The organism is Microbacterium sp. AZCO, assembly GCF_039614715.1.
GTDB lineage: Bacteria > Actinomycetota > Actinomycetes > Actinomycetales > Microbacteriaceae > Microbacterium.
The window spans coordinates 3,506,631-3,521,622 of record NZ_CP154857.1 but is presented as its reverse complement, the minus strand read 5'-3'; the positions used below and the strand labels follow the sequence as shown (position 1 = coordinate 3,521,622).

Annotated in this window: 12 protein-coding genes; 8 read left to right on the top strand and 4 right to left on the bottom strand. The window is 69.6% G+C overall.

Annotation, left to right across the window (positions count from 1 at the left end; translation table 11 throughout):
• Window positions 1-15: 15 nt before the first annotated feature.
• From AAIB33_RS16090 to AAIB33_RS16080, 3 genes are read left to right on the top strand one after another with little or no spacing between them, the layout of a single operon-like run.
• On the top strand, window positions 16-1,089 hold the full coding sequence (locus tag AAIB33_RS16090; protein WP_345800968.1) for an ABC transporter permease: 1,074 nt from the start codon (window positions 16-18) through the stop codon (window positions 1,087-1,089).
• Window positions 1,089-2,093 carry an ABC transporter permease gene (locus AAIB33_RS16085; protein ID WP_345800967.1) on the top strand — a complete coding sequence of 335 codons (1,005 nt, stop codon included), beginning with the start codon at window positions 1,089-1,091 and terminating at the stop codon, window positions 2,091-2,093. Before AAIB33_RS16090 ends, AAIB33_RS16085 begins: the two co-directional genes overlap by 1 nt.
• Window positions 2,090-3,784: an ABC transporter ATP-binding protein gene (locus tag AAIB33_RS16080; RefSeq protein ID WP_345800966.1), complete on the top strand. Its 1,695-nt coding sequence runs from the start codon at window positions 2,090-2,092 to the stop codon at window positions 3,782-3,784. The genes AAIB33_RS16085 and AAIB33_RS16080 overlap by 4 nt, the downstream gene beginning before the upstream one ends.
• 64 nt (window positions 3,785-3,848) lie before the next feature.
• Here the strand turns inward: AAIB33_RS16080 and AAIB33_RS16075 are convergent, their stop codons facing one another.
• Window positions 3,849-5,903, bottom strand: a complete 2,055-nt coding sequence (locus tag AAIB33_RS16075) for a hypothetical protein (RefSeq protein ID WP_345800965.1) — start codon at window positions 5,901-5,903, stop codon at window positions 3,849-3,851.
• A 214-nt stretch (window positions 5,904-6,117) separates the two neighbouring features.
• Window positions 6,118-6,879 carry a hypothetical protein gene (locus AAIB33_RS16070; RefSeq protein ID WP_345800964.1) on the bottom strand — a complete coding sequence of 254 codons (762 nt, stop codon included), beginning with the start codon at window positions 6,877-6,879 and terminating at the stop codon, window positions 6,118-6,120.
• Window positions 6,880-7,057: 178 nt separating this feature from the next.
• Here AAIB33_RS16070 and rpsF point away from each other — a divergent pair, with 178 nt between their 5' ends.
• From rpsF to rplI, 4 genes are all read left to right on the top strand, one after another.
• The gene (gene rpsF / locus AAIB33_RS16065) at window positions 7,058-7,441 is read left to right on the top strand and encodes a 30S ribosomal protein S6 (protein ID WP_345800963.1); all 384 of its coding nucleotides are present in this window, start codon (window positions 7,058-7,060) and stop codon (window positions 7,439-7,441) included.
• A 5-nt stretch (window positions 7,442-7,446) separates the two neighbouring features.
• Complete coding sequence (locus tag AAIB33_RS16060; RefSeq protein ID WP_345800962.1) at window positions 7,447-7,950, top strand: single-stranded DNA-binding protein; 504 nt, start codon at window positions 7,447-7,449, stop codon at window positions 7,948-7,950.
• Window positions 7,951-8,021: 71 nt separating this feature from the next.
• Window positions 8,022-8,276, top strand: a complete 255-nt coding sequence (gene rpsR, locus AAIB33_RS16055; protein WP_345800961.1) for a 30S ribosomal protein S18 — start codon at window positions 8,022-8,024, stop codon at window positions 8,274-8,276.
• Window positions 8,277-8,287: 11 nt separating this feature from the next.
• On the top strand, window positions 8,288-8,740 hold the full coding sequence (gene rplI, locus AAIB33_RS16050) for a 50S ribosomal protein L9 (RefSeq protein ID WP_345800960.1): 453 nt from the start codon (window positions 8,288-8,290) through the stop codon (window positions 8,738-8,740).
• A gap of 132 nt (window positions 8,741-8,872) precedes the next feature.
• Here the strand turns inward: rplI and AAIB33_RS16045 are convergent, their stop codons facing one another.
• Both AAIB33_RS16045 and AAIB33_RS16040 read right to left on the bottom strand, forming a co-directional pair.
• Window positions 8,873-10,465, bottom strand: a complete 1,593-nt coding sequence (locus AAIB33_RS16045) for a hypothetical protein (RefSeq protein ID WP_345800959.1) — start codon at window positions 10,463-10,465, stop codon at window positions 8,873-8,875.
• A gap of 89 nt (window positions 10,466-10,554) precedes the next feature.
• Complete coding sequence (locus AAIB33_RS16040; protein ID WP_345800958.1) at window positions 10,555-11,589, bottom strand: hypothetical protein; 1,035 nt, start codon at window positions 11,587-11,589, stop codon at window positions 10,555-10,557.
• 553 nt (window positions 11,590-12,142) lie between these two features.
• Here AAIB33_RS16040 and dnaB point away from each other — a divergent pair.
• Window positions 12,143-14,707 (top strand): replicative DNA helicase, encoded by a 2,565-nt coding sequence (dnaB, locus tag AAIB33_RS16035; protein WP_345800957.1) that lies wholly within the window; start codon window positions 12,143-12,145, stop codon window positions 14,705-14,707.
• The last annotated feature ends 285 nt before the right edge of the window (window positions 14,708-14,992 follow it).

Genomic DNA, 14,992 nt, shown 5'->3' with positions numbered 1-14,992 from the left:
CCTTAAGGCTCACGCATGGTTCTCGCGGCCGAAGAAGCGATCGCCGCCGATCCGCTCGTCTCTGCAAAGGGAAGCGGACTCTGGCGCTACATCCTCATCCGCTTCTTCCTCATCTTCCCGACGGTCATCATCCTCGTGACCGTCGTCTTCTTCCTGACGCGGATCACCGGCGATCCGATCACCGCCGCCCTCGGCGGACGGCTTCCCCCCGATCAGCTAGCCGAGCGCGTGCACGCCGCCGGCTATGACCGGCCGATCATCGTTCAGTACGTCGAGTACCTCCTGGGCGTCTTCCGCGGCGACTTCGGCACGACGATCACCGACAACCAGGCCGTGAGCGCGATCCTCCTGCAGTTCGGCGCGGCGACGCTCGAACTCGCGATCTACGCGCTCATCGTCGCGTTCCTCGTCGGCATCCCGCTCGGTCTCGTCGCCGCGAAGATGCGCGACCGGGTGCCCGACGCCTTCCTGCGGATCGGCGCGATCCTCCTGTACGCGACGCCCGTCTTCTTCATCGCGATCCTCTACAAGCTCGTCTTCTCGGCGTGGCTCGGCTGGCTGCCCGTCGCGGGCCGCGCCTCCACCCGCGTCGAGCTGCAGCTGCAGACGGTCCAGAACCCGACCGGCATCTATCTCATCGACGCCTTCCAGATCGGCCCCGACGCCGTCGGCGACGTGCTCCTGCACGCCATCCTTCCCGCGCTCACGCTCGGCCTGCTCACGGCGGGGATCTTCCTGCGCCTCGTCCGCACGAACGTCATCGGGACGCTCGGCGCGCAGTACGTCACCTCCGCCCGCTCCCGCGGGGTCGGCGAGCGGCGCCTGCTCACGAAGCACGCCTATCGTCCCGCGCTCATCCCCATCGTGACGGTCATCGGCCTGCAGATCGGCCTGCTCCTGGCGGGCGCCGTGCTCACCGAGACGTCCTTCGAATGGAAGGGCATCGGCTTCCACCTCGCGCAGTACATCCTCGCGCGAGACTTCGTCGCCGTGCAGGGCATCGTCATCATGATCGCGGTGATCGTCGCCGTCACGAACTTCATCGTCGACATCGTCGCCGTGCTCATCGACCCGCGAGTGAGGTACTGATGTCCAGCGAACCCACTGTCGAGCCGGGGACGGATGCCGCGGCTCCGCCCCTCGCGCCGGGCCGGCTCACGACGCGCAAGAAGCCGCTGGCGGACCGCATCCCCGTCGTCTCGCACGTGCGGCAGAGCGTCGGCCTCCAGCGCGGCATGCTCATCGCCGGCCTCGTCCTCGTCGTCGTCTTCATCATCGTCGCGGTCTTCGCGCCGTGGATCGCCCCGTACGGCTGGGCGCAGCGCAGCGTCGACGGGGTGAAGTTCGGCACGCAGCAGCCGCCGAACGCGCTCAACATCTGGGGCACGACGGTCGCCGGCTTCGATGTCTACTCGCGCACCATCTGGGGCGCCCAGACGGCGATCCTCGCGATCATCTGCGCCATCGTGTTCTCGATCTTCCTCGGCATCACGATCGGCCTGCTGAGCGGGTACTTCGGAGGATGGATCGACCGGGTCCTCGTGGTGATCGCCGACGCGATCTACTCCTTCCCGTCGCTGCTGCTCGCGATCGTCGTGTCGATCGTCATCTCGGGCGGCCGGTCGACGCTGTGGAGCGGCATCCTGGCGGCGGCGATCTCCATCACCGTCGTCTTCGTGCCGCAGTACTTCCGCGTCATCCGGGCCGACGTCGTGCGCGTCAAGGCGGAGCCGTTCGTCGAGTCCGCCCGCGTCATCGGCGTGCCCACCGGTCGCATCCTGACCCGCCACGTGCTGCGCAACTCGCTGCGGTCGATCCCCGTCATCGTGACGCTCAACGCGTCGGAGGCGCTCCTGACCCTCGCGGGCCTCGGCTTCCTCGGCTTCGGCATCGACCCGACGGCCGCCGCCGAGTGGGGCTACGACCTCAGCCGCTCCGTCGCCGATGCGTCGAGCGGCATCTGGTGGACCGCCATCCCGCCGGGCGTGGCGATCCTCCTCGTCGTGCTCGGGATCACCCTGGTCGGCGAGAGCCTCAACGATCTGAGCGACCCGCGGCTGCGCCGCCGTCGCCGTGCCGGAGGTGCCGCATGAGCGCGCTCAGTGAAAGCCCCGTGGCATCCGTCCGCGATCTCAACATCACCTTCGCGACGGATGCCGAGCCCGTCCAGGCGGTGAAGGGCATCAGCCTCGACGCACGCCAGGGTGAAGTGCTCGCCATCGTGGGCGAGTCGGGATCGGGCAAGACGGTCACGGCGAACTCGCTCCTCGGACTCCTGCCCGAGACGGCGACGCTCTCGGGCGCGATCATCGTGCGCGGGCGCGACGGCGGCGAGACCGACGTCGTGCACGCGACGCAGGATCAGCTGCAGGAGATGCGCGGGCAGGATGCCGCGATGGTGTTCCAGGAGCCGTCGACCGCGCTCAACCCGGTCTTCACCGTCGGGTTCCAGATCGCGGAGGGACTGCGGGCGCACGGCAACGTCTCCAAGGCCGAGGCCAAGGCCAAAGCCATCGAGATCCTCCGGAAGGTCGGCATCCCCGATCCCGAGAGGCGCGTCGACGACTACCCCCACCAGTTCTCGGGCGGTCAGAAGCAGCGCGTCGTCATCGCGATGGCGCTCGTGCTCGACGCGAAGCTCATCATCGCCGACGAGCCCACCACGGCGCTCGACGTCACGGTGCAGGCCGAGATCCTCGAACTGCTGCGCGCCTGCCGCGACGAGTTCGGCGCGACCATCGTGCTCATCACGCACAACATGGGCGTGGTCGCCGACCTCGCCGATCGCGTCGTCGTGATGTATCAGGGCGACATCGTCGAGCAGGCCCCGGTGCGCGAGCTCTTCGCGGCGCCGCGCGAGGAGTACACCAGGGCGCTCCTCGCCGCCGTGCCGCACGTCGGCCGCGGCAAGAGCGCGACGCAGGACCCGGCGGCGCCCGCGCCGACCCAGGCCCCCGAGGGCAGCCTCGTCGTGGCGAAGAAGGTGCAGATCGGGTACCCCGGGCGCTTCGGCTCGTCGGGAGTCATCGCCGTCAAGGGCGTCGACTTCTGGATCGGGCCGGGCGAGGTGCTCGGCCTCGTGGGCGAGTCCGGATCGGGCAAGACCACGATCGGGCGCGCCATGGTGGGGCTGACCGAGGTGCTCGGCGGGTCGCTGACGGTGCTCGGCCAGGAGATGAAGGGCGCGAAGCCGCGACACCTCGCGAAGATCCGGCCCGACGTCGGGTTCGTCTTCCAGGACCCCGCGACGAGCTTCAACCCGCTCCTCACGATCGCGGAGTGCATCGCCGAGCCGCTCGTCGTGCACGGCCGCAACTCCTCCATCGGCAAGGCGCGGGCGCGCGTCGACGAGCTGCTGGATGCCGTGCACCTGCCGACGTCGTACGGCGACCGCTACCCGCACGAGCTCTCGGGCGGTCAGCGCCAGCGCGCCTCGCTCGCCCGCGCGCTCGTGCTGCGCCCGAAGCTCCTCATCGCCGACGAGCCCACGAGCGCCCTGGACGTGTCGGTGCAGGCGCGCGTGCTCGAGCTCTTCGCCGAGCTGCAGCGCGAGTTCGGCTTCGCGTCGCTGTTCATCAGCCACGACCTCGCGGTGATCGACCAGGTCGCTGACCGCGTCGTCGTGCTGCGCCACGGCGAGATCCGCGAGCAGGGCACGACGGTGCAGGTGCTGACCGACCCCAAGGACGACTACACCAAGCGACTCCTGGCGTCGCTGCCGGTGCCCGACCCGGTCGAGCAGGCGACGCGGCGCGCGCTGTGGCAGTCGACGCGCGACGTGTAGCGGCATCCATCGACAGACGAACGGCCGGTCCCGAGACGGGGACCGGCCGTTCGCGACTGCGGGCCTACTTCTTGGTGTTCTTGACGCTCAGCGCGTAGCCGGCGTCGAGGAACGTCAGGTCACCGGTCGGGAGGTTCGACACCATCGTGGCGAAGTCCTTCTTGGAGCCGTTCGCGCACTTCGTGTTGAAGCCGCCCTGCGAGATGAGGTCGCCGGTCAGCCGGTACACGTAGTTGCCGGCGCCGTCGGTGATCTCGTACGGCGAGTTCACGCCGGGGGTGAGGTCGCACGACGCGATGACCTGCAGCGTCCAGTTGTTGTCCTGGATGCCGGTCGTCTCGAACCAGTTGCCCGGCTCCGACGACAGCGTCGCGGCGGCGCCGTTGACCATGACGTCGTCGACGAACCAGCCGGTGTCGAGGTAGGCGGCATCCGTCGAGTACCGGAACCGCACGTCGGTCGCGCCCGCCGGCAGCTGAGCCGTCAGGTGCACGTACACCGGGTCGTCGACGAAGTACGCGCCGCCCGACGTCCCCGTGAGGCCGTTGCCCTCGGTGTTGTTGCCGTGCGGGTTGTCGTTCGTCGTCACGGTGGTGCCGGCGTCGTCCACGAGCGGCACGGTGACCCACTCGCCGTTCACGAGCGCCTCGACGAAGCCGTAGTCCCAGCCCTCCTCGATGAAGTTCCAGTCCCAGAAGTCGAGCGACGTGACGGCCCCGGACACATCCACGTTCAGGATGTTGTCGTTCTGGCTCTCGTATCCGCCGTACCAGTGGGTCGTGCCGCTGTGCGGCGGCACCGCCGACGTGTCATCGCCGTCGAGGCCCACCGTCACGGTCGGTCCGGGGTTGCGGAAGCGCTCGATCTGGATGCCGTACGGCACCGCCGTCGGAGCCTGGCCGTTCTTGCGCTTGTCCCACTTCGACGCCGGCTGCGCGCCCTGATTGCTGCCGCGGCCGTCCCAGAACGAGCTGTCGGCGAGGTCCATCGTCCAGCTCGTCGAGGTCGGGTTGCCGAAGTCGGCGGCCTTGATGTCCCAGCGGCTCGACTTCTCGTCGTCGAGGTACACCGCGACGGCCCAGTCCTGGTACAGCGTCTTCACGTCGCGCAGGTTCGCGCCGGTCTGGGCGTTGAACGCGTCGATCGCCGCCTGCACGCCGTCCATGCCGTCGGCCTGGTTCTGGAAGATGAGCTTGATCAGCAGGTCGCCGCCGGCCCCGTCGTACTGCCCGTCGGGCGTGTAGGTGCCGTCGCCGTTGCCTCCGGCCTGCTCCCACAGGTACTGGAAGAAGGTGTAGGCGGCGCCGTAGTTCTCCAGCCCGCCGGCCCACCGCGTCAGCGACGTCTCGGCGTAGAACACCTGGTGGTAGGTGAGGTGCGAGCCGCCTACGTCGTAGCCGTTGAGGAAGATCGCGAAGTCCGCGAGCCCCTCGTCGACCCACGACAGCTCGCCCGGGTCGCTGTAGTTGTGCAGCAGGTGCTCGAGCTCGTGCGCGATGGTGCCCTCGTAGAGGGTCGGGCGGTCGTTCGAGGGGTCGTCGTCTCGCCACGGCGAGTCGTTCGGCCCGACGCGGTTGGCCCAGTCGAGTGCGTCGACGACGATGACGTTCATGCCGTTCGAGTCGATGAAGTCGGGGGCGAAGTACCCCGCCGTGTAGCTCGTCTCGGCGCAGTCGTAGTAGGCGTCGTCCTGGATGTTGTAGACGACCATGACGAGGGAGTCGCTCGACGGATCCGACGGGTCCGCCGCCCTCATCGCGCCGAAGTGCTCCTCGTCGACGGCGACGACGTGGTCGGCGAGCTGGTCGCCCATGTAGTCGATCTCGGCCTGGGTCAGCGTGAACTCATCGGCGGTCGCGTCGGCGCACGGCGTGTAGTCGTCGGTCGGGTCGTGATCGAACGACGGGTCGAGGCTTGCGACGCCCGTCGGGGCCGAGCCGTCGAGCGGCGTGCCGGCCGGAACGTAGATGTAGACCGGCGTCCCGTCGGGCGTCGTGTTGGAGTAGACGCGCGTGAAGTCCTGGTCATAGGTGCCGCCCGCCGCGCTGTCGTTGATCGGCAGCGTGATGGTCGGGTCGCCCGCCGCGGCTGAGGCGGGGGCCGCGTAGGCGAGTGTCATGGCTGCGACGGCCGCGCAGCTCAACATCGTGGCGCCGACGATCCGGCGTCGAGGTCGCATCACTGGGATACCTCCGGGGGTCATGGCCCCGCCAGGCGACTCGTGGTCTCCCCGGGACCTGTCTTCGCGTCGGGTCGGCCTTGACCCACGCGTTCGGGCAGTACATCACGGAAGATTCCGCGGGTCCAGGGATTGCTCAGAACATTCTTAGACGCTATGTGCCCCACGACTCCGGTCGCGGCAGGCTCGTGCCCTCGGCGATCGGATCCGCCTCGATGCGCTGATCCGTGCAGAGCGCGCGGACGAGCGCGGGCGCTCCCGCGACGACCGTCGCGTCGGCGTCGACGTCGGTCACCACCACCCACGCCCGGTCGTCGGGCCAGACGAGGCTCGGGCTCGCGGTGAACTGGGGCGCCTCGGGCTCGCGCCACGGGACGCGCTCGGCCCACGAGGCATCCCGGAGCTCGTCGATCGTGCCGCGGAAGAGCACGTGCTCGCGATACGGCAGCGTCAGCCGGGGACCGCGCGAGATTTCGTCGGACAGGATGCCGGGGAGCCACACGTTCCTGCGGAACACGTTGTTGAAGGGGTCGTGGATGCTGCGCGCGAGCATCTCGCGATGGCGTGCGAGCACGGCGGGGTCGGCGGGGTCCTCGCCCGCCGCCGACGAGCGCGCGACGGCCGGCGACGGCGGGACGCCGAAGGCGCCGACGAGTCCGCCCCAGCCGTCCCACACGCCGACGTGGATGGCGGGCGTGCCTGTGTGCGCCGCGAGATGGGATGCCACGACCGCGAGCACGCCGGGGTCGATGCGACCCTCCTCGCGCTCAGGAGACCGCTCGGAGACGCGCGGGTGCCGCACGCGCGCGTAGGCGCCGAAGCCGTGCGGAACGACGTCGTGGATCGTGCCCTGCCACGGGTCGTCGAGCCGCTGGCGGATCCATCCGCCGGCCGCGACATCCGCCGTCCACTCCATGCGCACACGCTACCTCCGGTGACGCCGATCCCACGGATTCGGGCCGGAGCGGGCGATCCGGTATCATAGGAGGGTTGTCCGGCTGCGCCCCAGCGCGCGTGAGCCCGTGACATGTGCAAACACCCTCCTGCTGCCGGGAAATGCCCGGTGGCCGTTCTAGTCCGAAGGAGGTGGGTAAGTGACGCACAAGTACGAACTCATGGTCATCCTGAACCCTGAGATCGACGAGCGCCAGGTCGCCCCGAACCTCGACAAGTTCCTGAAGGTCATCACGAATGATGGTGGCTCGATCGACAACGTCGACATCTGGGGTCGCCGCCGTCTCGCCTACGAGATCCAGAAGAAGACCGAGGGCATCTACGCCGTCGTCAACTTCACCGCCACGAGCGAGACCACCCAGGAGCTCGATCGCCAGCTGAACCTCAGCGAGCAGATCATGCGCACCAAGGTGCTCCGCGCCGAAGAGGCCATCGCCCAGGTCGCCGCCGAGGCGAAGCGCTCCGAGGAGAAGGCCGCCCGCAAGGCCGCTCGTCCCGCCAAGCCCGCCAAGCAGGACGCGTAACGACGATGGCCGGCGAGACGATCATCACCGTGGTGGGCAACCTCACGGCTGATCCCGAGCTGCGCTACACGCAGAACGGTCTCCCCGTCGCGAACTTCACCATCGCGTCGACGCCGCGCAACTTCGACCGCCAGGCGAACGAGTGGAAGGACGGCGAAGCGCTGTTCCTCCGCGCGAGCGTGTGGCGCGAGTTCGCCGAGCACGTCGCGGGCTCGCTGACGAAGGGCTCCCGCGTCATCGCGACCGGTCGCCTCAAGCAGCGCTCCTACGAGACGCGCGAGGGCGAGAAGCGCACCGCGATCGAGCTCGAGGTCGACGAGATCGGCCCCTCGCTCCGCTACGCCACCGCTCAGGTGACGCGTGCGGCCGGTGGCGGCGGCGGAGGCGGCGGTCAGTCGCGTCCGCAGGTCGCCGACGAGCCGTGGTCGACCCCCGGGTCCTCGTCTGCCGGCTCGGCCGACGCGTGGAGCACCCCGGGCACGTCGTACGGCGACGACACCCCGTTCTGATTCCCGCCCCGAGCGTGTCGAGGGGTCGACATCGGGGCGAAGCATCCACATCTCTCAGTAAGGAAAATCCCATGGCTGGAAAGGCGAGCGCTACGCGCCGCAAGCCGCGGAAGGGCGCGAAGAACGCCGCCCCCGCAAAGGCGATCCGGGTCGGCGTCATCGACTACAAGGACGTCGCCACCCTCCGCAAGTTCATCTCGGAGCGCGGCAAGATCCGTGCCCGTCGTATCACCGGTGTCTCGGTGCAGGAGCAGCGTCTCATCGCGAAGGCGATCAAGAACGCCCGCGAGATGGCGCTCCTGCCCTACGCCGGCGCTGGCCGCTAAGGAGCACCGCAATGGCAAAGCTGATTCTCACGAATGAGGTCGCCGGGCTCGGTAGCGCCGGTGACGTTGTCGAGGTCAAGAACGGGTACGCCCGCAACTACCTCATCCCCCAGGGCTTCGCTGTGGCCTGGACGCGCGGTGGCGAGAAGCAGGTGGCGTCGATCCGCGCCGCCCGCGAGTCGCGTGCGATCCACGACCACGAAGAGGCCGTGGCCCTCAAGGACTCGCTCGAGTCCAACAAGGTGCGCCTGGCCGTCAAGGCCGGCGCCGAGGGTCGCCTGTTCGGCTCGGTGAAGACCGAGGCCGTCGCCGACGCCGTCAAGGCCGCCGGCCTGGGCGACCTCGACAAGCGCAAGATCCACATCACCTCGCCGATCAAGTCGGTGGGCGAGCACGAGGCCACGGTCCGTCTGCGCGACGACCTGACCGCCGTGATCACGCTTCAGGTGGTCGCCGCCAAGTAGTCGGCTTCGGCTCCTTCGGAGCCGGTCGACACGAACGGATGCCGCGGACCCGATGGGTCCGCGGCATCCGCTTTTCCACGACGCGCAAGCGGGGCGGGGTCGAGCCAGGCGAGCATCGACCCCGCCCTCGGCTCACGCGGCGCGGCGCCGCAGCGCGAGCGTCAGAGCGCCGACCCCTGCGAGCACGAGGCTAAGCAGGAGCGACCCCAGGCCGCTTCCTCCCCCTGTCACTGCGAGCGTCTGAGCCCCCGTCGCGGCTGCCGTGCCGACGACGGCGGTCTGCCCTGCGCCATCTGTCGTGGCGGCCGTGCCGGTCGTGCCGGGGGTGCCGGGGGTTCCCGGGGTTCCGGTCGTTCCCGGGGTTCCGGGCGTGCCGGGGGTGCCAGGGGTGCCGGGGGTGCCGGGAGTTCCCGGGGTGCCGGGCGTGCCCGGCGTACCCGGGGTACCGGGGGTGCCCGGGGTGCCGGGACCGGTCGGCGTGACCGATCCGACCGGCGGGGTCGCGACCGTCGAGTCACCCACAAGGGAGACGGCATTGCCGCCGAGGGTGACGGGCAGGTTCAGCACGGGGACGATCTGGGTGCCGGAGAGGATGCCGTCCTCGCCGTTCGTCCACGGAGAGCCGACGCTGGGGGACGTCGCTCCTGCCGGCGCGCCGGGGGAGGCGCCGGTCGTGCTGTCTCCGATGCCGGAGATCGCGTTCCCGCCGGCCGTGACCGGCAGGTTCAGCACCGGGACGACCTGGGTTCCACCGAGGACGGCGTCCTCGCCAGAGGTCCACGGAGAGCCCGCGCTGGGGGACGCTGCTCCCGTCGGTGCTGCGGGCGCCGCGGTGGTCGTGCTGTCGCCGATCACCGAGACGGCGTTGCCGCCGACGGTCACGGGCAGGGAGAGCACAGGGATCACCTGGGTGCCACTGAGGATGCCGTCCTCGCCCGAGGTCCACGGCGAGCCGGCGCTGGGTGCGGCGGCCCCGGTGGGCTGGGCCGGGGCGGCGGTCGTCGTGCTGTCGCCGACGACGGAGACGGCGTTGCCGCCGATCGTGATGGGCGCGTGAACGACGGGGATCACCTGAGTCCCGCTCAGGATGCCGTCCTCACCGCTCGTCCAGGGCGAGCCGGCGCTGGGGGCCGTCCCGCCGGCGCCCGGCGACCCTGCCGATCCGGACGTCCCCGAGGCGGACGGAGCGGCGGTCGTCGTGCTGTCTCCGATCACCGAGACCGCGTTGCCGCCGACCGTGACGGGGGCGTTCACCGACACGAGCGCCTGCGTGCCGGAGAGGATGCCGTCTTCGCCCGAGGTCGTGGCGGGCGCGACGGCGATGGATGCCGGCGCGGGCGCTGCAGGCGCGGGGGCCGCCGCCGGTGCCGACGTCGCGTCGCCGATGCCGGACACGGCGTTGCCCGTGACGGTGACCGGGACGTTGACGCTGACGAGCGCCTGCGTTCCCGAGCCGATGCCGCTCTGGCCGCTTGTCGTTCCGGAGGGGGCTGCGGGAGCGGGAGCCGGCGCCGGGGCGGGCGCGGTGGTGGTGGAGTCGCCGATCACCGAGACGGCGTTGCCGCCGACGGTGATCGGGACGTTGACGTCGATGATCGCCTGGGTTCCGGAGAGCAGGCCGTCCTCACCGTTCGTCTCGGCCGCTTGCGCGGCGACGGCGCCGAAGATCGTGATGCCTCCGGCGAGCAGCGTGCCCCACAGGGCGCGCGCGATGAAGGTCTTCATGGAAGTGCTCCTTGACTGAAAGGAATGGGTGCGCGCAGGCGCGCGCGTGAACTCTGTGCCGCACAGGGGGAAGGCGGCCGAGTCAGTCCTCAGTCAGGAGAGACGTCGGTGGCGTAGACGGGCGCAACAGGCGTCACGTCGTCCTCCCACCCGCGTCGGCGCACCCAGGCACGGTGTGCGGCGAGCGGAGCGAGGAGAGCGAGCGCCAGAGCGCCGGGGCCCGCACCGCTGGACCCCAGGGGACAGCTCCCCGCGGGCGCGCAGACGCCCGGCGGAAGAGCGGAAGACAGGATGCCGCCGACCGGCGACTGCGCGAGACTCGCGGCTGTCGCGGCGGCGAAGACGGGGATGGCGCGCGCGAGCACGCCGACGGAGGAGCTGACGCGGCTCCAGACGAGCCCGGCGAGGCCGGCGCTCGCGCCGGGCTCCGCGGCCGCGATGGAGGGCTCCGCTGCGATCGCAGCGGCCGAGGGAAGGTCGCCCCTGGGCTGGATCACGCCTGCCACCGGCGGGATGCCGAGATCGGGCAGCTCGACGAGCGGCGGCACCGCCGGAGCGACACCCGTCGCGGTGTCTCCGACGGCAGTGACCACGCCGTCGAGAGTGGTGTCCACCGAGGTCGCGACATCGGTCAGCGCGTCGTCCACGCCCACGGCGTCCGCGACCGCGCCGACGACGGGAATCGCCGTGACGGTGTCGACGACGGGTGTGACGACGCCGGAGACGACGTTCGAGCCGGTGACTGCGGCGACAGGTTGCACGACCGTCGAGACGACCTCGCTCACCGTGCTGACGACGGGGGCGACGACCGGCTGCACCGGTGCCGGCGCGGCGTTCACGACCGTGGTCGAGGCGGTCGTGACCGCCTGGGTCGTCGTGGTGACGGCCTGCGTGACCGCGCCGAGCGTGCTGTCCACGGTGCCCGTGACGCCGCTCAGCGTGCCGCTCACGGCTCCCGTAACGCTTCCGAGGACACCCCCGTGACCATCGCCGTCGTCCGCCTTCGCGTGGCTCGAGCCGAAGCCCAGGAGCAGCGAGATGAGGAGGTACGCGAACGCGACACCCATGCCGGCGAAGAAAAGCCGGAGGCCGGGCACCCGTGTGGGGCTAGTGGCGATGTCCACGTTCACCTCCAAATTGCGACGTCGATCGTCGGGCGGCTGTTCTGCGACGAACGACCGCTTGAGGGTGCCTGGAAGGCCGAAGGTACTCCTCCTCCTCATCGGTTGTCCATAGGGTGATTCGCAAAACGGACGCAGTGCCGGTCGGCGCTCGACGTGAACTGTGCACAACCTGCCCTATCAGACGCAACCTTCAAGCCCTACTTCAAGCACATCTGGATCCACAGGTTGTGAAACGAAGAAGCCCTGATGAAGCGGCTGAAATTTCTGTCTTCGACCGACAATCCCAAGGGTTGTCCACAGGGACTCTGCACAGACACCCCGGCGTTTCTCGCAGCTTCTCCACACAGTTATCCACAGGCTGTGTTGCGAGCCGGAATCGGCGTCCCTAGCGTGGGGTGCGGCCCGCGGGGGAGGCCGACATCGAGGTGGATGTCGGGGGTTCGTGCTCTTCTGGAACAACGACGACGCGCATGCTGGGGCACGCGCCGTCGGGTTCGATCGTGCCGCCCACACGACCCCGCGAGAATGACGCAACCTGGAGGACACACAGCACATGTCGATCGCCGACATCTCCGACGAGCGTCTCGGTGGACCGCGCGAGCCTGAGCGCACGCCGCCGCACGACCTCCTCGCGGAGCAGAGCGCGCTCGGCGGCATGCTGTTGTCGAAGGACGCCGTCGCCGACGTCATCGAGACGCTCCGCGGCACCGACTTCTACGTCCCGAAGCACGAGCTCATCTTCGAGGCCATCCTCACGCTCTACTCGCACGGCGAGCCGACCGACGTCGTCGCCGTCACCGACGAGCTGATCAAGAACGGCGAGCTGCAGCGCGCCGGCGGGGCAGATTACCTCCACAGCCTCACCTCGATCGTGCCCACGGCGGCCAATGCCGGGTACTACGCCTCGATCGTCAACGAGCGGGCGCTGCTGCGACGCCTGGTCGACGCCGGCACGCGCATCGTCCAGATGGGCTACTCGGGACAGGGCGAGGCGCTCGACCTCGTCAACAACGCGCAGGCCGAGATCTACTCCGTCACGGGAGCCGAAGCCGCCGAGGACTACGTGCCTCTCACCGTCGCCGTCGACGCGGCCGTGGACGAGATCGAGGCCGCCCGCGGTCGCGACGGCCAGATGACCGGCATCCCGACCGGCTTCTCGGGCCTCGACCAGCTGACGAACGGCCTGCACCCCGGCCAGATGATCATCATCGCCGCGCGGCCGGCTATGGGTAAGGCTCTCGCCCTCGACACCCCGCTTCCCACCCCCACCGGCTGGACGACGATGGGTTCCGTCCAGGTGGGTGACGAGCTCTACGACGCGGACGGCCGACCGACGCGGGTCGTCGCGGCGACAGAGGTCATGGTCGGCCGGCCCTGCTATGAGATCGAGTTCTCCGACGGATCGAAGATCATCGCCGACGCCGAGCACCAGTGGGTGACCGAGACCCGGGCCTCGCGCCGGTCCAATCGCATCGGTCCGGCGGTCGTCACCACCGAGCAGATGCTGGCGACGCTCACGGTGGGAGCGGAGGCGCGCGCCAATCACTCGGTGCGCAATGCGCGAGCCCTCGAGGCGCCCGACGCGGATCTGCCGGTCGCGCCCTACGCTCTCGGCGCGTGGCTCGGCGATGGGCACACCGACGGAGCCCGCATCACGAGCGAGTCCGATGAGATTCCGCGCCGCATCGCGCGTGATGGGCTGCGCGTCGAGTCACGGGGCGGGATGCTCTACTCGATCCAGCTCCTCGAGCGCACGGCGCTCGTCCGAGCCTGCGAGGTCTGCGGCGTCGAGTTCACGGCGCGGACTCCGCACGTCCGCACGTGCGGTCGCACCTGCGGGCCCAAGAACAAGGGCGCGCATCCCGAGCGTCTCTCATGCCCCGACTGCGGTGAGACGTATTCAGGCGAAGCCTGGCAGTGCGCGCGGTGCTACCGCGACCACGGCTCATTCACGGCGCTTCTGCGGCAGGCCGGTGTGCTCGGCGACAAGCACGTGCCGCGGGCGTATCTGCGGGCATCCGAGGCCCAGCGCCGCGAGCTGCTGGCGGGTCTCCTCGACACGGACGGCACCGTTGTGCGGGGAGTCGGCGCCTGCCAGTTCGCTGTGACGAACAAGAAGCTCGCCGACTCGGTCTACGAGCTGATCGTCAGTCTCGGCTACCGCTGCGGGCGCACGACCAAGCGCGTCAAGGGGCGCTCCGAGGCGTCATCCACCTGCTACATCCTCAACTTCTCGACGACCGACGACGTGTTCTGGCTCCAGCGGAAACGCGAGCTGCACGCGGCGGAGCGTCCGGCCGACACGATCCGAACCGGCCGTCGCTATGTCACGGCGATCCGCGCGATCGAGAGCGTCCCCGTGCGCTGTGTGCAGGTCGACAACGCCGACCACCTCTATCTCGCCGGCGAGTCGATGATCCCGACCCACAACTCGACGCTGGCTCTCGATTTCGCGCGCGCCGCGGCTATCAAAGCCGACATGCCGACGATCTTCTTCTCGCTCGAGATGGGGCGCAGCGAGATCGCGATGCGCCTGCTCAGCGCCGAGGGCGCCATCCCCCTGCAGAGCATGCGCAAGGGCACCCTCGACTCGCGCGACTGGACGACGATCGCCGCCACCCGCGGCCGCATCAACGACGCGCCGCTCTACATCGACGACAGCCCCAACATGACGCTCGTCGAGATCCGCGCCAAGTGCCGACGCCTCAAGCAGCGCGCAGGACTCAAGATGGTCGTCATCGACTATCTGCAGCTCATGACGTCGGGCAAGCGGGTCGAGTCGCGCCAGCAGGAGGTCTCCGAGTTCTCGCGCGCGCTCAAGCTCCTCGCGAAGGAGCTCGGGGTACCCGTCGTCGCGCTGTCGCAGCTGAACCGTGGCGCCGAGCAGCGCGCCGACAAGAAGCCCGCGCTGTCCGATCTGCGCGAGTCGGGCTCGATCGAGCAGGACGCCGACATGGTGGTGCTCCTGCATCGAGAGGCGGCCTACGAGAAGGACAGTCCGCGCGCGGGCGAGGCCGACCTCATCGTCGCCAAGCACCGCAACGGCCCGACCGACACGATCACGGTCGCCTTCCAGGGCCACTTCTCCCGCTTCACCGACATGGCCGTGGGAATGTAGCGAAGAAGAGCGGCTTGGTCATCGGCGAGAGGGTGCGACCAGCACTCGTCTAGACCTGAGCTCTAAGGGCTTCGAACTGGCGGCGCGGGAACGACGAGTACTTTTCCTCGCCGGTACCGCGGCCGATGCCTCCCACTATCCCCCGGGTTCCGTCGCCGTCGGGAGCATATTCCATGCGGCAGTTGACGCGCCCCGTTCGCGCATATCACCGGGCAGGTCCAGCGCTCATCGGCTCTGCTCTATGCACGGTCGGCAAGGGGCACCTTCGCCTACCGCACGACGAAG